General features: G+C 69.1%; 27 protein-coding genes. 18 read left to right on the forward strand and 9 right to left on the reverse strand.

Annotated features, from left to right (window positions below):
- Window positions 1–71 precede the first annotated feature (71 nt).
- A complete protein-coding gene (locus tag AB0M59_RS19725; RefSeq protein ID WP_364616864.1) occupies window positions 72–980 on the forward strand; it encodes a slipin family protein in 909 nt (302 codons plus the stop codon).
- Window positions 981–1,148: 168 nt separating this feature from the next.
- Here AB0M59_RS19725 and AB0M59_RS19730 read toward each other — a convergent pair whose 3' ends face one another.
- Entirely contained in the window at window positions 1,149–1,790 is a 642-nt protein-coding gene (locus AB0M59_RS19730; RefSeq protein WP_364616866.1) for a DUF4190 domain-containing protein, read from the reverse strand.
- Window positions 1,791–2,000: 210 nt separating this feature from the next.
- Here AB0M59_RS19730 and AB0M59_RS19735 point away from each other — a divergent pair, with 210 nt between their 5' ends.
- The 6 genes from AB0M59_RS19735 (at window position 2,001) to ugpC (ending at window position 8,415) form a co-directional block, all read left to right on the forward strand.
- Window positions 2,001–3,197: an acyl-CoA dehydrogenase family protein gene (locus AB0M59_RS19735; protein WP_364616868.1), complete on the forward strand. Its 1,197-nt coding sequence runs from the start codon at window positions 2,001–2,003 to the stop codon at window positions 3,195–3,197.
- Window positions 3,198–3,330: 133 nt separating this feature from the next.
- Window positions 3,331–3,858, forward strand: a complete 528-nt coding sequence (locus AB0M59_RS19740) for a general stress protein (RefSeq protein ID WP_364616870.1) — start codon at window positions 3,331–3,333, stop codon at window positions 3,856–3,858.
- A gap of 243 nt (window positions 3,859–4,101) precedes the next feature.
- On the forward strand, window positions 4,102–5,424 hold the full coding sequence (locus AB0M59_RS19745; RefSeq protein ID WP_364616872.1) for an ABC transporter substrate-binding protein: 1,323 nt from the start codon (window positions 4,102–4,104) through the stop codon (window positions 5,422–5,424).
- Complete coding sequence (locus AB0M59_RS19750; RefSeq protein WP_364616874.1) at window positions 5,421–6,392, forward strand: sugar ABC transporter permease; 972 nt, start codon at window positions 5,421–5,423, stop codon at window positions 6,390–6,392. Before AB0M59_RS19745 ends, AB0M59_RS19750 begins: the two co-directional genes overlap by 4 nt.
- Complete coding sequence (locus tag AB0M59_RS19755) at window positions 6,392–7,231, forward strand: carbohydrate ABC transporter permease (protein ID WP_364523706.1); 840 nt, start codon at window positions 6,392–6,394, stop codon at window positions 7,229–7,231. Before AB0M59_RS19750 ends, AB0M59_RS19755 begins: the two co-directional genes overlap by 1 nt.
- Before the next feature lie 2 nt (window positions 7,232–7,233).
- Window positions 7,234–8,415, forward strand: coding sequence for a sn-glycerol-3-phosphate ABC transporter ATP-binding protein UgpC (gene ugpC / locus AB0M59_RS19760; RefSeq protein WP_364616876.1), 1,182 nt, complete (start codon window positions 7,234–7,236; stop codon window positions 8,413–8,415).
- Window positions 8,416–8,477: 62 nt separating this feature from the next.
- On the opposite strand, the gene AB0M59_RS19765 is transcribed toward ugpC, so the two are convergent.
- Window positions 8,478–9,050 carry a dihydrofolate reductase family protein gene (locus AB0M59_RS19765; protein ID WP_364616878.1) on the reverse strand — a complete coding sequence of 191 codons (573 nt, stop codon included), beginning with the start codon at window positions 9,048–9,050 and terminating at the stop codon, window positions 8,478–8,480.
- A 124-nt stretch (window positions 9,051–9,174) separates the two neighbouring features.
- Entirely contained in the window at window positions 9,175–10,080 is a 906-nt protein-coding gene (locus AB0M59_RS19770; RefSeq protein ID WP_364616879.1) for a hypothetical protein, read from the reverse strand.
- A gap of 253 nt (window positions 10,081–10,333) precedes the next feature.
- Between AB0M59_RS19770 and AB0M59_RS19775 the strand changes: the two genes are divergently transcribed.
- A complete protein-coding gene (locus AB0M59_RS19775; RefSeq protein WP_364616881.1) occupies window positions 10,334–10,528 on the forward strand; it encodes a PspC domain-containing protein in 195 nt (64 codons plus the stop codon).
- Here the strand turns inward: AB0M59_RS19775 and AB0M59_RS19780 are convergent.
- Window positions 10,512–10,688: a DUF397 domain-containing protein gene (locus AB0M59_RS19780; RefSeq protein ID WP_364616883.1), complete on the reverse strand. Its 177-nt coding sequence runs from the start codon at window positions 10,686–10,688 to the stop codon at window positions 10,512–10,514. The two genes, AB0M59_RS19775 and AB0M59_RS19780, sit on opposite strands and share 17 nt — an antisense overlap.
- Before the next feature lie 4 nt (window positions 10,689–10,692).
- Window positions 10,693–11,358 (reverse strand): TetR/AcrR family transcriptional regulator, encoded by a 666-nt coding sequence (locus tag AB0M59_RS19785; RefSeq protein ID WP_364616885.1) that lies wholly within the window; start codon window positions 11,356–11,358, stop codon window positions 10,693–10,695.
- A 118-nt stretch (window positions 11,359–11,476) separates the two neighbouring features.
- Between AB0M59_RS19785 and AB0M59_RS19790 the strand changes: the two genes are divergently transcribed.
- Genes AB0M59_RS19790 through AB0M59_RS19800 form a run of 3 tightly spaced genes read left to right on the forward strand, consistent with a single transcriptional unit; the run spans window position 11,477 to window position 14,274 of the window.
- Window positions 11,477–12,976, forward strand: a complete 1,500-nt coding sequence (locus tag AB0M59_RS19790) for an MFS transporter (protein ID WP_364616887.1) — start codon at window positions 11,477–11,479, stop codon at window positions 12,974–12,976.
- A 60-nt stretch (window positions 12,977–13,036) separates the two neighbouring features.
- A complete protein-coding gene (locus AB0M59_RS19795; protein WP_364616889.1) occupies window positions 13,037–13,531 on the forward strand; it encodes a SigE family RNA polymerase sigma factor in 495 nt (164 codons plus the stop codon).
- A complete protein-coding gene (locus AB0M59_RS19800; RefSeq protein ID WP_364616891.1) occupies window positions 13,531–14,274 on the forward strand; it encodes a hypothetical protein in 744 nt (247 codons plus the stop codon). The genes AB0M59_RS19795 and AB0M59_RS19800 overlap by 1 nt, the downstream gene beginning before the upstream one ends.
- A gap of 85 nt (window positions 14,275–14,359) precedes the next feature.
- On the opposite strand, the gene AB0M59_RS19805 is transcribed toward AB0M59_RS19800, so the two are convergent.
- The 3 genes from AB0M59_RS19805 to corA form a co-directional block, all read right to left on the reverse strand.
- Complete coding sequence (locus AB0M59_RS19805) at window positions 14,360–15,199, reverse strand: chromosome partitioning protein ParB (RefSeq protein ID WP_364616893.1); 840 nt, start codon at window positions 15,197–15,199, stop codon at window positions 14,360–14,362.
- Complete coding sequence (locus AB0M59_RS19810; RefSeq protein WP_364616894.1) at window positions 15,196–15,846, reverse strand: metallophosphoesterase; 651 nt, start codon at window positions 15,844–15,846, stop codon at window positions 15,196–15,198. Before AB0M59_RS19810 ends, AB0M59_RS19805 begins: the two co-directional genes overlap by 4 nt.
- Window positions 15,847–16,025: 179 nt before the next feature.
- Window positions 16,026–17,108, reverse strand: coding sequence for a magnesium/cobalt transporter CorA (corA, locus tag AB0M59_RS19815; RefSeq protein WP_364616896.1), 1,083 nt, complete (start codon window positions 17,106–17,108; stop codon window positions 16,026–16,028).
- 306 nt (window positions 17,109–17,414) lie between these two features.
- On the opposite strand from corA, the gene AB0M59_RS19820 reads away from it, so the two are divergent.
- Together AB0M59_RS19820 and AB0M59_RS19825 are read left to right on the forward strand one after the other, a co-directional pair.
- Entirely contained in the window at window positions 17,415–17,918 is a 504-nt protein-coding gene (locus AB0M59_RS19820) for a MaoC family dehydratase (protein WP_013223004.1), read from the forward strand.
- Between the two features lie 39 nt (window positions 17,919–17,957).
- Entirely contained in the window at window positions 17,958–19,052 is a 1,095-nt protein-coding gene (locus AB0M59_RS19825) for a DUF2332 domain-containing protein (RefSeq protein WP_364616898.1), read from the forward strand.
- Between the two features lie 61 nt (window positions 19,053–19,113).
- On the opposite strand, the gene AB0M59_RS19830 is transcribed toward AB0M59_RS19825, so the two are convergent.
- Window positions 19,114–19,527, reverse strand: coding sequence for an NUDIX domain-containing protein (locus AB0M59_RS19830; protein WP_364616900.1), 414 nt, complete (start codon window positions 19,525–19,527; stop codon window positions 19,114–19,116).
- A 195-nt stretch (window positions 19,528–19,722) separates the two neighbouring features.
- Between AB0M59_RS19830 and AB0M59_RS19835 the strand changes: the two genes are divergently transcribed.
- From AB0M59_RS19835 to AB0M59_RS19855, 5 genes are all read left to right on the forward strand, one after another.
- Complete coding sequence (locus AB0M59_RS19835) at window positions 19,723–19,887, forward strand: hypothetical protein (RefSeq protein WP_360687940.1); 165 nt, start codon at window positions 19,723–19,725, stop codon at window positions 19,885–19,887.
- Window positions 19,888–19,907: 20 nt separating this feature from the next.
- Complete coding sequence (locus tag AB0M59_RS19840; RefSeq protein WP_364616902.1) at window positions 19,908–20,468, forward strand: PH domain-containing protein; 561 nt, start codon at window positions 19,908–19,910, stop codon at window positions 20,466–20,468.
- 39 nt (window positions 20,469–20,507) lie between these two features.
- Window positions 20,508–21,380 carry a PHP domain-containing protein gene (locus AB0M59_RS19845; RefSeq protein ID WP_364616904.1) on the forward strand — a complete coding sequence of 291 codons (873 nt, stop codon included), beginning with the start codon at window positions 20,508–20,510 and terminating at the stop codon, window positions 21,378–21,380.
- A 1-nt stretch (window position 21,381) separates the two neighbouring features.
- Window positions 21,382–22,011 carry a MarC family protein gene (locus AB0M59_RS19850; RefSeq protein WP_364616906.1) on the forward strand — a complete coding sequence of 210 codons (630 nt, stop codon included), beginning with the start codon at window positions 21,382–21,384 and terminating at the stop codon, window positions 22,009–22,011.
- A gap of 126 nt (window positions 22,012–22,137) precedes the next feature.
- On the forward strand, window positions 22,138–24,606 hold the full coding sequence (locus tag AB0M59_RS19855; protein WP_364616908.1) for an alpha-L-rhamnosidase C-terminal domain-containing protein: 2,469 nt from the start codon (window positions 22,138–22,140) through the stop codon (window positions 24,604–24,606).
- Window positions 24,607–24,709: the final 103 nt, after the last annotated feature.

A 24,709-nucleotide genomic window follows, 5' to 3' on the forward strand; every position in this document is an offset into this window, starting at 1 on the left:
AGTGCGTTTCGTCCTGGTCGACACGGGCGTACGCTGGTTTTTCAGGGGAAAACGCAACCCCGGGAGCAGCCATGGTGGTGGAGATCCTCAGCGCCGTAGTCGTCGCGGGCGGAGCCTGGCTCGCGGCCGGCGTGCGCGTCGTGAGGCAGTACGAACGAGGACTGGTCTTCCGGTTCGGCCGGGTGCGGGCCCGGGTCTCGGACCCCGGCCTGACGCTGCTGGTGCCGTTCGTGGACCGGATGCAGAAGGTCAACATGCAGATCGTGACCATGCCGGTGCCCGCCCAGGACGGCATCACCCGGGACAACGTCACCGTCCGGGTCGACGCGGTCGTCTACTTCAAGGTCATCGACCCGGTCGTCGCGGCGGTCAACGTCCAGGACTACCGGTCGGCGGTCGGCCAGGTCGCGCAGACGTCGCTGCGCTCGATCATCGGCAAGAGCGAGCTCGACGACCTGCTCTCCAACCGCGAACGCCTCAACGAGGGCCTGGAGCTGATGATCGACAGCCCGGCGCTGGACTGGGGCATCCACATCGACCGCGTCGAGATCAAGGACGTCGCGCTGCCGGAGGCGATGAAGCGCTCGATGTCGCGGCAGGCCGAGGCGGAGCGGGAACGGCGCGCGCGCGTCATCTCCGCCGACGGTGAGCTGCAGGCGTCGTACAAGCTTTCGCAGGCCGCCGCGCAGATGGCCGACACCCCGGCGGCGCTGCAGCTGCGGCTGCTGGAGACGGTCGTGCAGGTGTCGTCGGAGAAGAACTCGACGCTCGTGCTGCCGTTCCCGGTGGAGCTGCTGCGGTTCCTGGACGCGCAGACGCCGAGGCCCGCTGCGCCGGCTCCCGCGTCCGCTCCCGCACCCGCGCCCGAGGCGCCCGAGCCCCAGCCGGAGCTCGAACTCGGGGAAGCCAAGCCGGAGGCGAACGGCCACGCGACGCCGTCGCCGCGCAGCCCCGGCGACGCGGTGCTGCCGGCCGACTAGCTCAGCCGGCCGTTCGCGTTCACTGGCCCGCACCGCGTGGAAATCGCCCCTGGGCAGCGCGGCCGAGGTCTTGAATGAGTCATTCAGGACCTCCCGCGCCCTGAATGACTCATTCAAGACGTTCGTAGCCGAGCCGCGTGAGCCCGGCCGGTGTTCAGGGCCGGCCGACTAGCTCAGCTGACCGTTCGCACCCAGGATGATGAGCGTGGTGAAGAAGCCGACCCACAGCGCGATCACCACGTAGCCCACGATCACGGCGGCCGTGGCCACGCCGCGGCCGCCCCCTTCGCCGCGGTTCGTCTTGCTCAGCGCGATGTGGCCCATGACCAGCCCGGCGATCGCGGTGATGCCGGAGCAGAAGCCGAGGATGGAGCAGACCAGCGCGCCGGTCGCCAGGGCGTTGTCCTGCCGGGGTGCGACGGGGACGTACGGCGGCTGGACGTAGGGCGCCGGGCCGCCGTACGGCTGGCCGTAGGCCGGCGGGTACGGCTGCTGCTGGTACGGGTACTGGTACACCGGCTGCGGCTGACCCGGAGCCACGTACGGCGTGCCGGGGATGTGCGCGGCGGGAGCCTCGAACGCGCCCGGCGGCAGCCGGCCGGGCTGCTCCGGCGCCGACGGCGTGGCCGGGGCGTCGGCGATCGTGGTGTCCGAGACCGTCGTGTCGGCGGCCGTGGTGTCCGCGATCGTGCTGTCGGCCGGCGCGTCGTAGTTCTCCGGCGCGTACGGCGCGGGTTCCGCGGTGGGCGGCGGGTCGTACGACACGGTCGGATCGGCCGGACGGTCCTTGTCCCCGGACGGGTCGGTCATGGCGGGTCCCCTCGGTGCGTGCAGGACCTCAACTTAGCCGGTCAGCGGAAGCGGCCGTGGGCAACGCCGGGCCCCGGGACGAAGATCGCCGGCCGGGCGCGCCGATCAGGCGGAGCGTGAGCGCCCTCATAGCAGGGTGGCGGCTTTGGGGTCATACTCACCGGTAACCCAGCGCCGGGAGCCGGCGTCGCAACCGGAAAGGGAGCCGTGATGGCCCGTCTCGCCCAGACCGCCGGCCTCACCGACGTGCAGTCGGAGATCCTCGCGACCGTCCGCTCGTTCGTGGACAAGGAGGTCATCCCGCACGCGCAGGAGCTCGAGCACTCCGACACGTACCCCGCGGACATCGTCGAGGGCATGAAGGAGATGGGCCTGTTCGGGATCACCATCCCGGAGGAGTACGGCGGGCTCGGTGAGTCGCTGCTGACCTACGCGCTGGTCGTCGAGGAGATCGCGCGGGGCTGGATGAGCGTGTCCGGCGTCATCAACACGCACTTCATCGTGGCGCACATGATCACCCGCCACGGCACCGAGGCGCAGAAGCAGCACTTCCTGCCGCGGATGGCGACCGGCGAGGTGCGCGGCTCGTTCTCGATGTCGGAGCCGGACCTCGGGTCGGACGTCGCGGCCATCAAGACGAAGGCGAAGAAGACCGACGACGGCTACGTCGTCGACGGCTCGAAGATGTGGCTGACCAACGGCGGCTCGTCGAACCTGATCGCGCTGCTGGTCAAGACCGACGAAGGTGCCGAGAAGGCCCACCAGAACCTGACGACGTTCCTGGTCGAGAAGCCGGAGGGCTTCGGCGAGGTGGCGCCGGGGCTGACCATCCCCGGCAAGATCGACAAGATGGGCTACAAGGGCGTCGACACGACCGAAGCGGTCTTCGACGGCTACCGGATCGGTGCGGACATGGTGCTCGGCGAGGCGCCGGGCAAGGGCTTCGCGTACATGATGGACGGTGTCGAGGTCGGCCGCGTGAACGTCGCGGCGCGGGCGTGCGGCATCGCGATCCGGGCGTTCGAGCTGGCGGTGGAGTACGCCCAGCAGCGCAAGACGTTCGGCAAGGCGATCGCCGAGCACCAGGCCGTGGCGTTCAAGCTGGCCGAGATGGCGACGAAGGTCGAGGCGGCGCACCTGATGATGGTGAACGCCGCGCGGCTGAAGGACTCGGGCGAGCGCAACGACGTCGAGGCGGGGATGGCGAAGCTGATCGCGTCGGAGTACTGCGCGGAGGTCACGCAGGACTCGTTCCGCATCCACGGCGGTTACGGGTACTCGAAGGAGTACGAGATCGAGCGGCTGATGCGCGAGGCACCGTTCCTGCTGATCGGCGAAGGCACGAGCGAGATCCAGAAGACCATCATCAGCCGGGGGTTGCTGCGGGAGTACAAGTCCCGCTCCTGACGCTCGGGGCGCCGTTTGTCGATACGGCGACAACCGGCGTCCGACCACCGGCCCCGGCCTTTCGGGGTAAGCGGCTCGCACGGTCCGGGCGTTCTTGACAAGATGGACGCCCGGACCCACGAGTGCGCAGGTGATGATGGTGAGTAGTCCCTTTGGCGGACGCCCGGCGCCCGGCGGCCTGCCGCGGCTGCCGACCCCGCCGACCGGCTGGCCGATCGGGTCGTACGCGACCTACGGCGAGGCGCAGCAGGCCGTCGACTTCCTCGCGGACAGCGAATTCTCCGTCGGCGACGTCACGATCGTCGGAGTGGACCTGATGCTCGTCGAGCGGGTCATCGGGAAGCTCAGCTGGGGCCGGGTGCTCGCCACCGGCGCCGTCTCCGGAGCCTGGTTCGGCGTGTTCGCCGGGTTGCTGCTCGGGCTGTTCGTCAACCAGGGCTTCGTGCTGCAGGTGCTGACCGGGCTCGTGCTCGGCGTCCTCTCCGGGCTGATGTTCGCCGCCATCGGGTACGGCATGTCGCGCGGGCGGCGGCCGGACTTCTCCTCGGCGAGCCAGCTCGTCGCCGGCCGCTACGACGTCCTGTGCCAGCCCCGGTCGGCCGAGCGGGCCCGTGAGCTGCTCGCCAAGCTCGCCCTTAAGCCACCGACGGCGACGACCTGAAAAAAACCGCCATTATCAGGGGAAAATCACAGTTCGAGCTGCAGTGGGCTGAATCGTTACCGATACTGCTTGCGGGGTGTGATCGCCCGGCATAAGTTGTCCGACACCAGTCGGGCGGCCTCGTCCAACCAGCGCGGCGGCCCGATCACTAGCACGTCGGGGTGCTGGCGCGGTTCGCCTCATCGCGTCGTGGTGCCCGCCGGGCACCGCGGTTTCCGGCGTGCATGCGGGTGAGGAGGCCTTATGGGGAAGAGGATCGGCGCGGGCAAACGGGGGCGCTCGCCCGGCCGTACCGCGGTCCTGCTGGGGGCAGGGGCACTGGTGACCGGCATGCTGGCCGGTTGCGGCTCGAGCGGCGGGCTCAAGATCAACGTCTACTACGCGCCCGAAGACAGCTTCCAGAAAGTCGTCGACAACTGCAACGCGGCGGCGAACGGCAAGTACGAAATCGTCTACAACAAGCTGCAGCGCGGCGCGGACGACCAGCGCCTGCAGATGGCCCGGCGGCTCGCCGCGGGCGACACCGCGATGGACGTCCTCGGCCTCGACGTGACCTGGGTTTCGGAGTTCGCCGAAGCCGGCTGGGTCGAGGAGTGGAAGGACCAGAACAAGGCGGCAGCGACCGAAGGCGTCCTGCAGGGACCGCTGGAAACGGCGACCTACAACGGGAAGCTCTACGCGGCCACGAAGAACACCAACGTCCAGCTGCTCTGGTACGACGACCGCATCACGCCCACGCCGCCGAAGACGTGGGACGAGATGATCGCCAAGTCGAAGGAGCTCAAAGCGCAGGGCAAGCCCTACAGTATCGTCTTCACCGGCGCGCAGTACGAAGGCCTCGTCGTCTTCTACAACACGCTCGTGGAGTCGATGGGCGGCCACATCCTGTCCGACGACGGCAAGTCCGTCGTCCTCGACGACGGCGCGGTGAAGGCACTCGCCCTGCTGAAGCAGATCGCGTCGTCGGGTATCACCGACCCCTCGCTGACCAACTCGAAGGAGGACGACGTCCGGCAGACGTTCCAGCGCGGTGACGCCGCGTTCGAGCTCAACTGGCCGTTCGTCTACGCCTCCTACGCCAAGGAAAAGCCGCAGGACGTCTCGCACTTCAAGTGGGCCGTCTACCCCGAGGCGCAGGCCGGCACGCCGGCCAAGACCACGATCGGCGGCTACGACCTCGGCGTCAGCTCGCTGTCGCAGCACAAGCCCGAGGCGTTCGAGGCGGCGCTGTGCCTGCGCAACGCGGAGAACCAGAAGTTCTCGGCGATCAACGACGGTGTGCCGCCGACCATCGAATCGGTGTACCACAACGACACGCCGCTCGACCCGTCGAAGCCGGCGAGCGCCGACAACCCGAACATGGCGCTCAAGTACCCGATGCGCGACTCGATCATCGACGCCATCAAGGACTCGGCGGTGCGGCCGCTGACCCCGGCGTACCAGAACATGTCGACGGTGATGTCGAAAGTCCTTTCCCCGCCGGGTGAAATCGACCCGCAGGCCACCGCGGACAAGCTGCGTGAGCAGCTCAACGACGCGCTCCAGTCGAAGGGAGTGATCCCGTGACCGTCCAGGACTCGACTCCGGCGGACACCGCCGGGGCCACGGTCGCCGATGAGGCGACCTCCCGCAAGAAGGGCAAGCCCGCGCTCTCCGAAGGGAAGAAGGCCGAGCGGAAGCTCGGGCTCTGGCTGTGCGCGCCCGCGTTCTTCGTGATGATCGCGGTCACCGGCTACCCGATCGTCTACTCGATCTGGCTGTCGCTGCAGCGGTACGACCTGAGGTTCCCCGCGCAGCAGGAGTTCGTCGGCCTCGACAACTACGGGGCCGTGCTGTCCAACTCCTACTGGTGGACGGCGTTCGGCACCACGATGTTCCTGACCGTGGTGTCGGTGGCGATCGAGTTCGTGCTCGGCATGGCGCTGGCGCTGGTCATGCACCGCACGCTCGTCGGGCGCGGCCTGGTCCGCACGGTCGCCCTGATCCCGTACGGCATCGTCACGGTCGTCGCGGCGTTCTCGTGGTACTACGCGTGGACGCCGAAGACCGGTTACCTCGCGAACTGGCTGGCCTCCGACGGCGCGCCGCTCACCGACCAGTGGCCGTCGATGTTCATCATCATCCTCGCCGAGGTGTGGAAGACCACGCCGTTCATGGCGCTGCTGCTGATGGCCGGCCTGGCGCTGGTGCCGGACGACCTGCTCAAGGCCGCGTCGATGGACGGCGCGAGCGCGTGGCAGCGGTTCACCAAGGTCATGCTGCCGGTGATGAAGCCGGCGATCCTGGTGGCACTGCTGTTCCGCACGCTCGACGCGTTCCGGATCTTCGACAACATCTACGTGCTCACCGGTGGTGCGCAGGACACCGGCTCGGTGTCCATGCAGACCTACGACAACCTGGTCAAGGGGCTCAACCTCGGGATCGGGTCGACGATGGCGGTGCTGATCTTCATCACCGTGGCGATCATCGCCTTCATCTTCATCAAGGTGTTCGGCACGGCCGCACCGGGTTCGGACGACGGGGGTAAGCGCTGATGGTGATGGGAACCGTCACGACGGGCCGCAAAGTCAGGTGGGGCCTGGTCGACATCCTCGTGCTGGTGTTCGCGCTGGTGCCGGTGCTCTGGGTCGTTTCGCTGTCGTTCAAGACCAAGGACACGCTGACCGACGGGTCGTTCATCCCGCAGTCGTGGACCTGGCAGAACTACGCGGACATCTTCCAGACGTCGGAGTTCCTGCTGGCGCTGGTGAACTCGATCGGCATCGCGATCATCTCGACGGTGATCGCGGTGGTGCTGGGCACGATGGCCGCGTACGCGATCGCGCGGCTGGAGTTCCCCGGCAAGCAGCTGCTGGTCGGGCTCTCGCTGCTGATCGCGATGTTCCCGCAGGTGTCGCTGGTGACCCCGCTGTTCAACATCGAGCGGAACCTGGGGTTGTTCGACACCTGGCCGGGGCTGATCCTGCCCTACATCACGTTCGCCCTGCCGCTGTCGATCTACACGCTGTCGGCGTTCTTCCGGGAAATCCCGTGGGAGCTGGAGAAAGCGGCGAAGATGGACGGCGCGACGCCGGCCCAGGCGTTCCGGAAGGTGATCGCGCCGCTGGCCGCGCCGGGTGTGTTCACCACCGCGATCCTGGTGTTCATCTTCTGCTGGAACGACTTCCTGTTCGCCATCTCGCTGACGTCGACCACGGCGTCGCGCACGGTGCCGGCGGCGCTGTCGTTCTTCACCGGGTCCTCGCAGTTCGAGGACCCGACCGGGCAGGTGAGCGCGGCCGCGGTCGTCATCACCATCCCGATCATTGTGTTCGTGTTGTTCTTCCAGCGTCGCATCGTGGCGGGGCTGACCTCCGGTGCGGTGAAGGGGTAGTCATGGCAGAAATCGTCCTCGACAAGGTGTCGAAGAAGTACCCTGACGGCGCGCTCGCGGTGTCCGAAGTGGACATCACCATCGCCGACGGTGAGTTCCTGGTCCTGGTCGGCCCGTCCGGCTGCGGGAAGTCGACCATGCTGAACATGGTGGCGGGGCTGGAGGACATCACCACCGGTGAGCTGCGGATCGACGGTGCCCGCGTCAACGAGAAGGCCCCGAAGGACCGCGACATCGCGATGGTGTTCCAGTCCTACGCGCTGTACCCGCACATGACCGTCCGCGAGAACATGGCTTTCCCGCTGCGGCTGGCCAAGGTGGACGACAAGACGGTGCGGGCGAAGGTGGAGGAAGCCGCGGCGATCCTCGACCTGAACGCGCACCTGGACCGCAAGCCGGCCAACCTCTCCGGTGGCCAGCGGCAGCGCGTCGCGATGGGCCGGGCGATCGTCCGGAACCCGAAGGCGTTCCTGATGGACGAGCCACTGTCCAACCTGGACGCCAAGCTCCGCGGCCAGATGCGGACGTCGGTGTCGAAGATCCAGAAGCAGCTCGGCACGACGACGCTGTACGTCACGCACGACCAGACCGAGGCCATGACCCTGGGCGACCGGGTCGTGGTGCTGCGCGGCGGGTACGTGCAGCAGATCGGTGCGCCGCAGTTCCTCTACGAGAACCCGGCGAACCTGTTCGTCGCGGGGTTCATCGGCTCGCCGTCGATGAACTTCCTCCCGGCGACGCTGGAGAACAACGAGCTGCGCACGCCGCTGGGCACCACGCCGCTGACGGACCGGATCCGTCAGCTGGTGGAGAAGGCGGACGCGCGGCGCGAGGTGCTGGTCGGCATCCGGCCGGAGCACTTCGAGGACGCGGCGCTGGTGGAGGCCGGTCAGAAGACCGGTGGCAGCACGTTCACCGCGCACATCGACGTGCTCGAGTCGATGGGTTCGGAGAAGTTCGCCCACTTCACGGTGGAGGGCGAGACGGCGACGTCCGCGGAGCTGGCGGAACTGGCCGCGGACAGCGGGTCGTCCGACGTCCCGGGGTCGGAGTCCCAGATCGTGGCCCGCCTGTCGGCGGAGTCGTCCGCGAAGGAGAACGAGGACCTCGAAGTCTGGTTCGACGCGGACAAGATCAAGGTGTTCGACCCGTCCAACGGCAAGAACCTCACCTACGAGGACTAGCCCCAAGTCCGTAAAGGCCTCCTTACCGGCTCAAGATGCCGGTAAGGAGGCCTTCACGGCTTTCAGGGGTGCAGGGTGGGCCGGTAGATCAGCTCCTGGATGCTGCCGTCGAGCGTCCGGGTCTCGAGCAGCTCGAGGTCGAAGTCCTCGGCGCCGGCGAAGATCGGGCCCTCCCCGGTCCTGCCGGTGATGACCGGGTAGAGCGTCACCTGGACGCGGTCGACCAGGCCGGCGGCCAGCAGCGCCCGGTTCAGCGCCAGGCTGCCGTGCGAGCGCAGCGGCACGTCGGACTCCTTCTTGAGCCGGGTCACGACGTCGACGGCGTCGCCGCCCTGGACGGTCGCGTCCGGCCAGTCGAGCGGTCCTACGAGGGTGTTCGACACCACGGTGGCCGGCAGGTTCCGCAGCCGCTTCACCCACGGGTCGAGCACCTCGTCGGCAGCGGCGTTCAGCATCTCCGCGGTGGTCCGGAAGGTGGTGGCACCGAAGACCATCCGCTGGTCTTCGCTGTACTGGGCGAGGCGGTGCGCGAGCAGCTCGGGGCCCTGCTTGCCCCAGTAGCCGCCCCAATCGCCGTGGTGACTGCCGAAGCCGTCGAGGCTGCAGAAGACGTCGAAGGTGTAGGTGGCGGTCATGATGCGCTCCTCGAGGTGGTGAGTTCGGTGCCGGTCTCTCACCTTCGCCACGAACGCGCTCGGCGTCATTCGACATCGCCGCGGAAGAAAGTGGCAGGGAGCCCCGGCCGCCGTCGAGCCTGGGTTACGCCGTCGGGAGCAGCGGCAGGATCACGTTCGCCGCCGCGCGGGCCACGGTGCACGTGCCGTCGCCGGCCGTGCCCGCCGTCTCCACCACGCTCAGCTCCGCCAGTTCCCGGCGGCCCGGCAGTCCCGGCGCCGGCTGCGTCGTGTCCACCAAGCAGAACGCCCCCGTCACCCGCACCCGGGCCTCGCGGCCGCCGAGCCGCTCGGGCGGCCCGGCCGGGGCCTTGTCCTCGTCCGTCTGCACCGTCAGCTTGAAGCTCACCTTGCCGCGGATGCAGCTGTGCCCGGACAGTCCGGTCGTCGGCCGGGTGCCGGCGCCCGCGAGGGGGTCGAGGTCGTGGTTGTCCAGCATCGCGCACGGCGCCACGAGGCCCCACGAACGTTCCGGGAACTTGAGCCGTCCCACCTGGTTCGCCGTGACCGCGCCCAGGACCGAGCCGACGGTCGCGTCCGCGACCCCGCAGCGGTCGCCCTGGTCGTCACCGGTGTCGGTGACCGAGAGGTCGAGCCGGTTCCCGTCGGCGAAGATGATCGCGCGGGTGCACGCGCTGCGGTCGTTGAACATCGACTGCTGCACCGCGACGCCGTCGGGCACCGGCCCGGGGTAGGCGTAGGGCTTGATGTTCGGGTCGGAGTCGAAGGCCAGCGGCCCCACGAGGATCGTGCGCGTGCCGACGTCGGCCCGGCAGGTCTCGAACGTCGGGGTGACGACCGCGCCGGGTGCGACCTCGGGCACGTCGAGCAGACTGCAGTAGTCGACGGTCGCGAAGTCCCCGAGGGCGGCGGACGCGGTCAGCGGCGTCGGCCCGGAATTCGTCTCGGGAGCGGCCTGGGTCGTCGCGCACCCGGCGGCGAGCAGGGCGCAGAGCATGGCGACGACCAAGGACTGCAGACGCGGGTACACGGTGTGCAAGTATCACCGCATCGAAGCGAAAAACCAGCCCTGACGGGGACATCTCTCAGAGGTTTTTCGCGCCCTGCCCGGAGAACGTGCAGGTCACCGGATTTCGCGCCGGTTTCCGGGGTTTCGCCGGAGGTTCCGAATGGTTTTCGTTTTTACCGTCCCCTAAGGGAGCGATCCTTCCCGCGAGCGATGCGGAAGCGGGTGCTCCCGTGGTGAAGTGGGGATATCCGAAGTTCGAAGAAAGGGAAAGACGATGAGCGCACCGACCATCCGACGGCTGTCCCGTCCCCGCAACGGCCGCATGATCGGCGGCGTGTGCGCGGGTCTCGCCCAGCGGTGGGGCATGAAGACCAGCACCGTGCGGCTGCTGGCCGTGCTGTCCTGCCTGCTGCCCGGGCCGCAGTTCGTGGCCTACCTGATCATGTGGGCGGTCATCCCGTCCGAGTGACGGAGGTGAGCAAGCCGAACCAGGAAGAAGCGCCGGCGGTGAGGTGCGGGCCGGAGGGATCCTCCGAGTCCCGCACCCTCACGGCGGGCGCGGTGAAGGCGACTTCGCCGCCGCTGTAACTGTTCCCGCGCCACGCCAAGCTCGGCGAGCCGCCGATCACCCCCTCAGGGGCGCCAGCACGACATCGCTTCGTCGACTTCGTCCACGCCGAGCGGCGGGTGGGGCAGCTGCGACGGCTTTCCCGGCTGCGCGCGCAACCCGTCCAGCAGCATCGCCAGGCAGCGGCGCCACAGGTCCGGTTCCACCGCGGACGTGAACTCGATCGCCGAGCCGACCATCATGTGCAGCAGCGGGATGTCCGTCGGGGAGAAGTCGGCGCGCAGGCCGCCCGCCGCCTTGGCCCGCTCGACGAGCTGTGTGATCAAGGGCACCATGCGGGCCTTCTCTTCGGCGACGTGCTCGTGGCCGAACTTGTTGGACAGCATGATCTCGCGCAGCCCGCGGTCGCCTGAATGAAGCTCGATCGACTTCCAGGTGAAGTCGACGAACGCTTGCCAGGCGTCCTCGGCCTTCAGCGCTTCCTCGGCGAGGTCGCCGATCTCCTCCATCCGCTCGGCGAACATCGCCTCGACCAGGTGTTCCTTGCTGGGGAAGCGCCGGTACACCGTGCCGACGCCGAGACCGGCGTGGTGCGCGATGTCGTCGAGCGTGGCTTCGAGGCCTCGCCGGCCGAAGACTTCCCGGGCCGACTGGAGGATGCGGCGGCGGTTGAGTTCGGCGTCGCGCCGCAGCGGCCGCGCCGGTGCGGCGGGACCAGTGTCCCGTGTCATGCGTCCCACTCTACCAACCAAGTAGAGGCACCATCTCCGGTTCTTGTGTACGTTGGGTCTCGTAAGGGGAGATACCTACTCCACATAGCGTCTTGATCACTTTCTGTGAGGACACTCCATGACCGAGTCCACGCTCGTCGTCGCGCCGTCGGGGGACACGCGCGCCGCCGACAACCCCCACCACGCCAGACGGTGGCTGATCCTGGTGATGATCGGCCTGGCGCAGCTGATGGTCGTGCTGGACGCGACCGTCGTGAACATCGCGCTGCCCTCCGCCCAGGTCGACCTGGGCTTCTCCAACGACGCCCGCCAGTGGGTCGTCACGGCCTACGCGCTCGCGTTCGGCAGCCTCCTGCTGCTCGGCGGGCGCCTCGCAGACCTCTTCGGCCGCAAGAACGCCCTGCTTGTCGGCTTGGCCGGCTTCGCCGCGGTGTCCGCGCTCGGGGGCGCGGCCAGCAACATCGAGATGCTTCTGATCGCGCGTGCGGCACAGGGCGTGTTCGGCGCGCTGCTCGCGCCGGCCGCACTCTCGCTGCTCACCACCACGTTCACCGACCCGAAGGAACGCGGTCGCGCGTTCGGCGTCTTCGGCGCCATCGGCGGTGGCGGCGCGGCGGTCGGGCTGCTGCTCGGCGGCGTGCTCACCGAGTACCTCGACTGGCGCTGGTGCATGTTCGTGAACATCATCTTCGCCGTGGCCGCGTTCGTCGGCAGCTCGGTCCTGCTGAGCAACCAGAAGGACGCCGGCCCGCGCCCGAAGCTCGACCTGCCGGGCACGGTCACCGCGTCGGCCGGTCTGTTCGCGCTGGTCTACGGCTTCGCGAACGCCGAGGCGGACTCGTGGTCGGCGGTCTCGGTGTGGGGGTTCCTCACGGCAGGCGTCGTGCTGCTGGGCGTGTTCGTGTGGCTGCAGCAGCGCGTCTCGCACCCGCTGCTCCCGCTGCGCGTGCTGCTGGACCGCAACCGCGGCGGCTCGTACCTGGCGATGTTCCTGCTCGCCATCGGCATGTTCGCGATCTTCCTGTTCCTGACGTTCTACGTGCAGCAGAACCTGAAGTTCACCCCGATCGAGAGCGGCGTCGGCTTCCTGCCGATGGTCGCGACGCTGATGCTGGCCGCCACGACGGCGACGGCCGTCCTGCTGCCGCGCTTCGGCCCGCGTCCGCTGGTGCCGACGGGCATGGCGATCGCGGCCGTCGGGCTGTTCTGGCTGAGCGGCATCGGTCTCGAGAGCACGTACGCCTCCGGCGTGCTCGGCCCGCTGCTGGTGATGGGCTTCGGCATCGGGCTGGCGATGGCGCCGGCGATGAGCGTCGCGACGTTCGGCGTCGAGGCGCGTGACGCGGGTGTCGCGTCGGCCGCGGTCAACACGATGCAGCAGGTCGGCGGCTCGATCGGCACGGCGCTGCTGTCGACGCTGGCCGGCAACGCGGCGACGTCGTACCTCGCGGGCAAGGTCCCCACGCCGCAGCTGGCGGCCGAGGCGTCGATCGAGAGCTACACGACGGCGTTCACGTGGGCGGCGGTGATCTTCGCGGCGGGTGCGTTGCTGAGCGGCCTGCTGCTGCGCCCGGGCGTCCCGAAGGGCGAAGCCGCTCCCGGCGCTGTTCACATGTGAGTTGAACCTTCCCGGCCCTCCGCGCACTAGTAACACTGAGAACGTGCGAAGGAGGGCCGGGTGGGGGCGTCGAGAGACCTCGATTTCAGCGAGTACTTCGCCGCGCGGGTGCAGCGGTTCCGCCGGGTGGCGTTCGCCTTCTGCGGCGACTGGCACCAGGCCGAAGACCTGGTCCAGGCCATGTTCGTGCAGCTGTACCGGCGCTGGCGGCGGGTGCGTCCGGACACCGTCGACGCCTACGCGCGTCGCATCCTGCTGAACCTCTTCCTCGCCGGGAGGCGGACGTCCGTTCGTGAGTACGTGATGGCTTCTCCGCCCGATCAGGAGTCGCCTCCGGGCCGCGACACCCCCGTGCGGCTCGACGTGGAGCGCGCCCTTTCCGGGCTGACGCCGCGGCAGCGCGCGATGGTCGTGCTGCAGTTCCTCGAAGACCTCCCGGTGGCGGAGGTCGCTTCGCTGCTCGGCGTCGCCGAGGGCACGGTCAAGTCCCAGACGGCCCGCGGGGTCGAAGCCCTGCGCGCGGTCCTGCCCGCGCCGACGGCGGAGGAGCGGTGATGGAAGACGTCCGATCCGCCTTGACGGCCTACGTGACCGAAGGCGAGCCCCCGCTGGGTCTCTCCACTTCCGGCGTGCTGGCGTCGGCCCGCCGGTCCCGCCGGCAGCACCTGCTCACGGGGGCGGTGGCGCTGGTCGTGGTGGCGCTCGCGCTGGGGCTGGCGGTGGTGGTGCTGCCGCACCGGGCTCCGGTGGCGGGCCCGCCTTGTCCGTCCTCATCGGACACCCGCTCGGCACTGGTCGACCGGCTGAGCTGCGTGGTGGGGAAGGCCGTGCGGTCTCTTCTGGATCCCGAAGCGCAGATCACGCGGCTGACGATCCCGGGGGAGACCCCGCCGGAAGACCCGTTCCACCTGATCGCCGACGCGATCGGGGACGCGCCCGGCGAGGCGATCTTCCACATGGGCGTCCGGGTGACCGACTCGCTGGGTTCCGGCTCGGTGTACGTCCTGATCCTGCCCACCGGCAACGCGGGCGGCCCACCGTGCGGCGAACCGGACGAGATCACCTGCCGCACGGAACCGACGCCCCAGGGCACGATGTGGCTGTCGACACTGCGCACTGGTGACGCCGTGAAGAACCGCGTGGCGCTGGCGGTGCCGAACGCGCTGGTGCAGTTCTGGTCGACCAGCAGCGGGGTGCTGGAGCAGAAGGACGTCCACCTGCCGGAGCAGCGTCCGGAGCCGACACTGACGCTCGCCCAGGTGCGGCAGCTGGCGTTGACACCGGGGCTGGGTCTCTAGCGCCCCAATGTGGCCTTCGGTGCGTTGAACGCACCGAAGGCCGCCTTGGGTGCGTTGAACGCAACCAAGGCCACATTGGGGCGCTTCAGGGGCGGCGGGAGCGGAGCGTCTCGATGACCTCGTCGTCCCAGCGGTGGGTCCGGATCAGCCGGTACCGCTCCGCCGCCACCCACATGTAAGCCTCGGCATCCGTCCGATCGCCGACCATCCCGGCCTGCCGCAACATCCCCACCACCGGCACGAACTCCTCGTCGAACCATCGCTGCGCCACGCTCGCCCGGTCGCAGAACTTGCCCTCGTCCTGCATCAGCCGGAATCCCCACGCCTCCACGTGTTCGCCCAGCTTCGCGTAGTCCCACGGGTCCGACACGATCACCGACGCCCGCGCGTGGCCCGCCAGCGGTACGCGCTCCAGGAACAACCGCCGGTAGTCCTTGACGATCAGGTCGCCGCGGTGGCGGATGCCGCTCGGGTTCAGTTTGGTCCGGACCACCGTCACGAATGCCTCTATTGTGGACAGTCCCTGCGCGAGCGCCACCGAGACGCGGTGGTGGCCGTCGATGATGAAGTGCAGCTCGCCCACGCGGTACACCTCGATCGGCGGGATCTCTTCGCCGCGCCGGGACGCCAAAGCCAAGCGCTCCCAGCGTTCGCGGACCCGGGCCGACGTCGGGCGGAAGCGGCGGTCGAAGTCGCGGCTGCGGTCGACCGTGCCGACGATCGAGTCCAGTTTGATCACCCGCAGGCCGATCCGGCTCTCGCCGAGGTAGCCGAGCGCCTCCACCACCTCGTGGAACGGCAGCATGATGTTGACGTCGTCGGGCTCGCGGCGCAGCCACGTCGAAAGCCGCGAGAGCACCTGGCCCCGGCGGGCGCGGAGGAAGTCGTTCTCCGCGTCGGCGCGGGGGAACCCCGTCTCTTTCATGAGAACTCCATGATCCGGTGGCCCACCACGTTGCGGATACGGGTTTCGCCGACGACCCGGTCCGGCACCGGCTCGCCGTGGGGGTGGATGTGCCCGTGCAGCAACCACTTCGGGCGCAGCACGTCGATCGTCCGGTGCAGGCACGCGAACCCGCGGTGCGGCGGGTCCGCCCGGTCGCCGAGGTCCAGCGGCGGCGAGTGCGTCAGCAGGACGTCGACGTCACGGCCGTCACGACGGCGCCGCCACTTCGCGCGCCGCACCAGGCCGCGGGCCCGGCGCGCCTGCTGGCGCTGCGTCCACTGGTTCGGCCCGTCGTTGTAGCGGATCGAGCCGCCGAGCCCGGCGAACCGGATCCCGGCGACGTCGACGACCCGGCCGTCGGCGTTGACGCCGCCCGCCGGGCCCGGCCAGACCGTGGGAAAACCGTCCTTCATGGACAGCCCGCCGTAGCGCGTGTAGCCGCCCAGGTCCGGGTCGTGGTTGCCGGGCACGAACACGCACGGTGCGTCGAGCGCGCTGGCCAGGAACGCGAGGTAGTCGTAGGGGAGGTCGCCGGCGCCGATGACGAGGTCGACGGCGACGGTGCGGACCGCGTCGGTCCACAGCCGCTCGTCGACCTCGTCGGAGACCACCAGCGCTTTCGGCACGCACCCAGGGTACGACGCCGGGGACTACTTCATCCCGTGAGCGAACCCCGGGTCGGCGACGATGACGAAAGTGATGACGACGATCCACAGCACGCTGAGCGCGAGCGCCCAGAACTTCAGGTTGGACAGCATCCTGGACATGGCGTTCTCCGAAGGGTTCCGGTGGGGAGGAAGGGGACCTAGAGCCAGCCGTTCTTCCGGAATATTCGGTACAGCAACAGGCAGATCGCCAGGATCACGGTGATCACCAGCGGGTACCCGAACTTCCAGTGCAGCTCGGGCAGGTAGTCGAAGTTCATCCCGTAGATGCCCGCGATCATCGTCGGCACGGTGATGATCGCCGCCCACGACGTGATCTTGCGCATGTCGGTGTTCTGCTGCAGGGAGATCTTCGCGACCGTCGCGTCGACCAGGGTGGACAGCAGCTCGTCGAACGCCGCGACCCGCTCGGACACGGTCGTGAGGTGGTCGGCGACGTCGCGGAAGTACGAGCGGACCTCGTCCGGCACCAGCCGCGTGTAGCCCTCGGCCAGGCGCTGGATCGGCGTCGCGAGCGGCATCACCGCCCGGCGCAGCTCCAGGACCTCCCGCTTCATCAGGTAGATCTGCTCGGCGCTGACCTGCGACCGCGGCGCGAAGACCTGCGCCTCCATCACGTCGATGTCGTTTTCGATGCGGCCCGTGACGTCGAGGTAGTGGTCGACGACGTGGTCGGTGATCGCGTGCACGACCGCGGCCGGGCCGAGTTGCAGGCGCTCGGCGTCGTCGTCGAGCTCGCGGCGCAGGCGCGCCAGGCCCGAGTGGTTCCCGTGGCGGACGGTGATCACGAAGTCCCGGCCGAGGAACACCATCAGCTCGCCGGTCTCGACGATCTCGTTCGCCGTTGTGGGTGACTCGTGTTCGACGTACCGGACGGTCTTGACCACCAGGAAGAGCGTGTCGTCGTAGCGCTCCAGCTTCGGGCGCTGGTGCGCTTCGAGGGCGTCCTCGACGGCCAGCTCGTGCAGCCCGAACGTCTCCGCGATGCCTTGGATCTGCTGGGAGTCGGGCTCGTGCAGGCCGATCCAGACGAACCCCTCGTGGCGCTTGCGGACCTCTTTGATCGCCTCGATGTGCGTCCAGCGGCCGGGCAGGCGCTCGCCCGAGACGTACACCGCGCAGTCCACGACGTACGCGGACAGCGGCACCGGGACCGGACGGACGGGGACGGCGCCCTTGTTGCCGCGGCCGCGAAGGCCGCCGAGCGAGGGAATGGCAGGCATGGGATCTCCTGGGCGTCGTGCGTGGTCGTGCGAGACGACTGACCAGGGCGGAAACGCGTCCGCCCGGCGACACCAGCGTTCCCCGTGAGAGAAGGCCTACCTGGAGACGACCCGTGAAGTGGGAACGCTGGGAGTACTAGGGAGCGGACTATCGCCACTACTCATCGGGTTCCTCACCTCCTCCGGGCCGGGTGCAGAGTGGTACGGCTCGCGTTGACGCACGAGAACCAATGGTTGAGGGTACTCCTCACTACGGATGCGTGTCGTACCAGGCTCACGCGGTGTTACGCGGAACAGGAGAGACGAGTGCAGTTCGGTCGGTACTACGAGGAGTTCGAGGTCGGTGCGGTCTACAAGCACTGGCCGGGCAAAACGGTCACCGAATACGACGACCACCTGTTCTGCCTCATCACCATGAACCACCACCCGCTGCACCTGGACGCGCACTACGCCGAGGAGACGACCGACTTCGGCAAGAACGTCGTCGTCGGGAACTACGTCTACTCGCTGCTGCTCGGGATGTCCGTGCCCGACGTCTCCGGCAAGGCCATCGCGAACCTCGAGGTCGAGTCGCTCAAGCACGTCAAGCCGACCTTCCACGGCGACACCATCTACGGCGAGACCGAGGTGCTGGACAAGACGCCGTCGAAGTCCAAGGACGACCGCGGCGTCGTGTACGTCGAGACGCGCGGTTACAAGCAGGACGGCCTGATCGTGTGCACCTTCCGGCGGAAGGTGATGGTGCCGAAGCGCTCCTACGGGGAAACTCGGGGCGGGGAGCAGCCGGGCCGGCCGGTGCCGCACGAATGAGGCTGCACGAACAAAGCTCTGTACACGGATGAGGCACTGATGGACCTGGACGCGATCAAGGGCATCCTCCGCACGTTCGCCGAGGTCGAGGCCCGCGGCGTTTCGCCGTTGTACGAGCACCTGGCGCTGCAGGCGGCCGAGGACGACGACGTGGCGGGCCTGCTCTCGGCCGCCCGCGACGGCGAGGTGCGCGGGACGCTGCTGATGGCGACGGCGCACCGGCTCGTGCAGGCCGACCCCATCCACCCGCTTTCGCGGTACTACCCGTCGCTGGGCGGCTTCGACGGCGTCGACTCGGAGACCTGGCCGCTGTTCCGGTCGTTCCTGCTGGAGCGGGCGGACAAGGCGCGCGCCTTGATTTCGTCGCGTTATACGCAGACGAACGAGGTCCGGCGGGCGGCGCTGCTGTACCCGGGCGTCGCGCGGGCGGCGAAGGAAGCGGGCGGGAAGGTTTCCTTGCTGGAGGTCGGCTGCAGTGCGGGGCTGTTGCTGGGCCTCGACCGCTTCGGCTACCGCTACCAGTGCGACGGCGGCGAGCAGCTGACGGCGGGCCCGGCGAAGACTTCGGTCGGGCTGCACTGCGCTTTGGACCTGGCGCCCGGCGCGGTGGCGCCGAAGCTGCCGAAGAAGCTTTCCGTGCTCGATCGGGCCGGACTGGACCGGGCACCGGTGGACCTCTCGGACGAGGACGAGCTGGCGTGGCTGGAGGCGTGCGTCTGGGCCGACCAGCCGGACCGCATCCGGTTGCTGAGGACGGCGGCGGCCGAGCAGGCGAAGCACCGCCCTCGCCTCATCGCGGGTGACGGAGTGGACGACCTGGGCGGGGCTGCTGCGTCGTTGGAGGGACCGCTGGTCGTGGTCACGAGCCACGCTCTGGCGTACTTCCCGGCTCCTCGGCGTGCCGAGTTCGTCTCGGCGCTGGGTGCCTTGGCGGCGTCGCGGCCGTTGTGGTGGGTCTCGGAGGAGTTCTACGGCGCCGGGCTGGAGCTGGTCCTGCCGGGCCGGGACGACCTGGCCGGCGCCGACGGCTTGGCGACGCTCGGCGTGGTCCGCTGGGAGGACGGGAAGGCGGCGGCGCACGCGCTGGCCCGTACGGCACCGCACGGGCAGCGGATGACCTGGCTGCCGCTCTGACATGAGCCGTGAAGGCCTCCTTACCGGCTCTTGTGGCCGTTATGGGGGCCTTCACGGCTTTTCAAGCCCGAGGTAGCGCTTTCCAGTCGCGGAGCGTGACGTAAAGGAGGTCCACCAGTTCCCCCGCGGCCTCGAGCCTCGAAAGGTCTGCCGCTTCGGACCAACGCGCGTCCGATGCGTCGTCACCCGCCGTGAGAACTCCGCCGGCGACCGTGCACCAGTAGTCGTGGATTTCGTAGGGCCCGCGGGTCACCGTCCCGACCAATGTGCCGGGAATCACGTCGAGGCCCGTCTCCTCGAAAAGCTCCCTGATCACCGCCTCTTTGTCCGTTTCGCCCGGTTCAACTCGGCCACCCGGCAGCGACCATTGCCCCGAACCGGGGTCATTCGCGCGCCGGATGAGCAGCAAGCGGCCGTGCGGGTCGAACGCGATGCCGCCGACACAGCGGACCGTGGTGCTGGTGAGGCCGTCCATGTCCCGAAGGGTAGACGTGACCGACTTGAAAACCGATGTCCTGTACACGGAGAGTAGCCATACGGTACACTTCGGACCGCGTGCTGACCCAAGCGCGGGACTTACCTCCCACGTGCCTGTTCAGTGCGGTACAACGTAAAAGTCAGGATTTCTGCTGTTGTCCGGTGTCACCGTAAGAGACGGGATTTGATCGCGGTGAACGTGAAGAAGATTGCGGGCCTCGCCGGTATCGCGTTGGTGCTGTTCTTCGTCATTGCCCAGCCGGGTCAGGCCGCTGGCCTTGTCGGCAATATCGTCGACTTCCTCCGGGACTCGGCCGAATCGGTGATCACCTTCGTCAGCAACGTGTTCAAGGGCTGATCGGGGGCTACCCTCGAACCATGTTCGCGCCACGCGACCCCGACGAGTACCTCCTCGACACCGAGCGGCGGGTCATCCGGATCCGCCGCCACTGGGCGGTGCTGCTGTGGGACACCTTCGAGGCGGCCGCGCTGCTGGCCGTCTGCGTCCTGGTGTCCTATCTGCTGCCACCGGCGCTGTACATCGGCCAGAACCTTCTCTGGTACGTCGCGCTGATCGTCGTGCTGCGCTTCGCCTACCAGGTGATGGAGTGGTGGGTCGAGCGGCTGGTGGTCACCGACAAGAGGTTCGTCATGACCACCGGCGTGTTCACCACCAAGGTGCTGATGATGCCGATCAGCAAGGTCACCGACCTCAGCTACGTCCGCACCGCCACCGGCCGCATGATGGGTTACGGCACGATGGTCGTCGAGTCGGCCGGTCAGATCCAGGCGCTCAACAAGATCGACTTCCTGCCGCGGCCCGAAGAGTTCTACGACACGATCTCGGAGCTCGTCTTCGGCGACAAGCAGAAGCAGGCCGAGCGCTTCTCGATGATCAAGGCCCAGCGGGCCGCCCGCGGCAAGAAGCCGGTCGGCTGAGCCGTCCCGGCGCACGTGTGACCTAGCGCATCGTCGACAATGGACACGATGCGCATCGACCTGCACGCCCATTCCACCGCTTCCGACGGCACCGACTCGCCGGCCGGGCTCGTCGCCGCGGCCGCGAGAGCCGGGCTCGACGTCGTCGCGATCACCGACCACGACACCACCGCGGGCTGGGCGCCCGCCACCGAAGCGATGCCGCCGGGCCTGACCCTGGTCCCCGGCGCCGAGCTGTCCACGGTGTCGATCAACCCCGAAACCGGCCGCCAGATCAGCGTCCACCTGCTGGCCTACCTCTTCGACCCGACGTCCGAGCCGGTCGTCACCGAGCAGACCCGGCTGCGCGTCGAGCGCCGCACGCGGCTGCGCCGAATGGCCGAGCGGATGGCCGCCGACGGCCTCCCCGTCGACGCCGACGAGATCTTCGGCCTCCTTCCCGAGGACTCGCCGCCCGGACGCCCCCACCTGGCCCAGGCGCTGGTCCGGGCCGGGCTGGTCAAGTCCGTCGACGAGGCCTTCGCCGACTACCTCAGCCCGCGTCGCGGCTACTACGTCGCCCGCCGCGACACGCCGGTCGAGGAGGCCATCGACATGATCGCCGCGGCCGGCGGCGTCACGGTCATCGCGCACCCGTTCGCCTTCAGCCGCGGCGCCACGATCAGCGAGGACACCCTCGCCGAGCTGGCCGCGCACGGGCTCACCGGCGTCGAGGCCGACCACCCCAACCACGACGCGCCGACGCGGGCCCGCACCCGCGCGCTGGCCGGCGAGCTCGGCCTGCTCGTCACCGGGTCCAGCGACTACCACGGCACGAACAAGACGATCGCGCTCGGCGAGTGCACCACCGACCCCGGGCAGCTCGAGGAGCTCGTCGCGCGCGCGACGGGGTTCCAGGTCGTGAAGAGCTGACATGGCCATCGCCGACTTCTTCGACGCGAAGCTCTTCATGAGCGCGACGATCACCCTGGTCGTCATCATGGACCCGCCCGGCACCGTGCCGGTGTTCCTCAGCCTGGTCGGCCGCAAGCCGGTGGCGACGCGGGCGCGTGCCGCCCGGCAGGCCGTCCTGGTCTCGCTGCTGGTCATCAGCCTGTTCGCGGTCGCCGGCCAGGCGATCCTGTCCTACCTCGGCATCGGCATCCCGGCCCTGCAGGGCGCGGGCGGCCTCCTGCTCCTGCTGATCGCGCTGCAGCTGCTCACCGGCAGCGGCCACGAGGCCGAAGCGGCCACGGAGGACGTCAACGTCGCGCTCGTCCCGCTCGGCACGCCGCTGCTGGCCGGGCCCGGCGCGATCGCCGCGACCATCGTGTTCGTCCGCCAGGCCGACGGGCACATCGGCGCGTACATCGCGCTGGCGCTGGCGATCATCACGACGCACTTCGTGATCTACATCTGCATGCGCTACTCCGGCGTCGTCATCCGGCTGATCAAGGAAAGCGGCATCACGCTGCTGGCCAAGGTGGCCGGCCTGCTGCTCGCGGCCATCGCCGTGGAGCTCGTCGCGAACTCCGTCCGGGGCTTCATCGACGGCGGCAGCTGACCCCCGCCTTTCGGGTTGTCCTGCCGGACAGGAACCGCCGGCTTCGTTGACATCGTTGGCACGCCTCCCGCAGCCTGAATCTCAGCTCAGCGGTTGAAACGATTCAAACGCCTTGCGGAGGCCTCGATGAAGTGGCTCAGAGCAGTCCTGCCGGTCACGGTGCTGGTGGCGAGCGGCGTGGTCGCCGCGCCCGCCGACGCCGCCCCGAGCTGGCAGAAGTACGTCGTCGCGCCGGCCAGCCGGGATGTGCGGCCGGTGAAGGTGCTGTCGACCACCGGCGACGTCACGAACCCGGACGGCCTGCTCGGCCGGGGCGTCGCGACGTTCAAGCGGCAGGCGCCGCCGCCGAAGCCGGCCTGGCCAGCGGAGACTTCGGCGACCGCGTCGTCGTTCCACGCGCCGAACAACGGCGGCAACGGCCAGCCGCGGACGTATGCGCCCGGCAACGCCGTCGACGGCAACGTCGACACCTTCTGGAACGACGACACGATCGGCGCCTACCCGGACATATTGACGATCACCTCGGCCGCGCCGGTCGCGCTCCCCGGCGTCACGGTCCTGTCCAGTGTGGACGGTGTGCCGCAGGACTACACGGTGGAGGTGCTGGACGCGGGCGCGTGGCGCGTCGCGGCTTCGGTGAGCGGCAACACCGCTGTTCAGCGCGCTGTGACGTTCGACCGGCCGGTGACGACCGCGCAGGTCCGGATCACCATCACGAAGGCGCAGAACACGCCATCGGGGGAGTTCAGCCGAGTCAACGAGGTCTGGCCGGGCCTGGTCGCCGACCCGCCGGTGCCGGTCGCGGTGGTGGACTTCGGCAAGGTCGTCGCCGGGTACCCGAAGATCGCGTTCGCCGGCGCGTCGGCGAACCGGCCCGGCGTCCGGCTGTCGTTCTCGGAAACCCAGCAGTACCTGGGCGAACGCTCCGACTTCACGCGGTCGGACTTCTCCGGCGGGCCGGGCAGCGACCAGTACGCCGTGCCTTCGGCGCCGACGGTCTGGCGGGACACCAAGGGCTGCCAGAGCGGCACGCAGGTGTGCGCGGACGGCCTGCACGGCTTCCGCTACCTGCGGATCAGCCTCGACGCGCTCGCGTCGGACGCGCCGCTCGCCCAGCCCGCCGGTGAGGTGCGCATCAGCGGTGTCTCGCTCGACTTCACGCCGTTCCTCGGCACGCCGGACACCTACCGCGGCTGGTTCGAGTCGTCGGACGCCCAGCTCAACCAGTACTGGTACGCCGCGTCCTACACCAACGAGCTGGGCATGGACACCTTCCGTGCGTCCGATGTGGACCCGCGCGGCGCGTTCTCGCCGTCGCTGGACGGGAAACTGGTGCTGCACGACGGCGCGAAGCGCGACCGGGACCCGTACGTCGGCGACGTCGCGGTGTCCGGGCTGACCGAGTACCTGACCCACCAGGACGGCACGGCGGCTCGCAACGTGCTCGCCGACCTGGCGGACCACCAGCGCGCCGACGGGTGGATCCCGCCCGCGTCGATCAACAACTACACACTGCCGTTGTTCGACTATCCGCTCTGGTGGGTGACGTCGAGCTGGGACTACGTGCTCTACACGGGCGACAACGCGTACGCGTCTTCGTACTACTCGCACCTCGTGAAGACGCTCGACGCGTGGTACCCGTCGGTCACCGATTCGCGCGGGTTGCTCTCGAAGGGCCTCAACGGCACCGGCGGCTACGGCGACTACGCGTTCCTGCCGCGTACGGGCGAAGTGACGTACTACAACGCGTTGTACGTCCGGGCGCTTCAGGGCGCGGCGGGCCTGGCGCGGGCGACGGGCCACGCGGCGGACGCGGACCGGTGGCTGGCGCGCGCTTCCGGCGTTTCGGCGGCGGTGAACCAGTACCTGTGGGACCCGGCCGCGGGGGCTTACCTCGACTCCGGGACGGGCGCGGTGCGCCACGGTCAGGACGGCAACAGCCAGGCGATCGTGGCGGGGATCGCGTCGCCGTCGCAGGCCACTTCGTCACTGGCCCGGCTCGCCGCGGGGGCGCTGCCCTACGGGAATCCCTTCATGGACAACGACACTCTCGTCGCTGACGGGACGAAGCGCGTCTACGCGTTCACGTCGTTCCCGGAGATCCAGGCGCGGTTCCGGAGCGGGCAGGCGGCGTCGGCGATCGACCAGATCAAGCGGATGTACGGCTGGATGGCGTCCCACGACCCGGGCATCACGGCGTGGGAGGGCATCGGCGAGGGCGGGTCGCACTACGAGCAGGGGTACACGTCGGCCGCGCACGGCTGGTCGACCGGCGTCGTGCCGGCGCTGACGAACGACCTTCTGGGCGTCTCGCCGACTTCGCCCGGCTTCGCGACGTGGACGGTTTCGCCGCACCCGGGTTCTGTCGCCTGGGCGCGCGGAGCGGTGCCGACGCCGAAGGGCGCGTTGTCGGCTTCGTGGACTCAGCAGGGTTCGGTGTTCTCGTTGACGGTGACGGCTCCACGCGGGACGTCGGGATCGCTGGTGGTCCCGGCCGGTCGCGTGGTGCTGCTCGACGGCCGCCCGATCCGCGCGGCGGCCGGCGGCGCTCTGGCGGTCTCCGGCGGAACGCACACGGTCCTGGTGGTGCGGTAGCGAAAGTCCGTGAAGGCCTCCTTACCGGCTCTTATGGCCGGTAAGGAGGCCTTCACGGCTTTGCGTGGTGGTCCGGCGCGGAAAGTGTCGGTGGTGGTGCGTA

Source organism: Amycolatopsis sp. NPDC051371 (genome assembly GCF_040682155.1).
In the GTDB taxonomy this organism is placed as follows: Bacteria; Actinomycetota; Actinomycetes; order Mycobacteriales; family Pseudonocardiaceae; genus Amycolatopsis.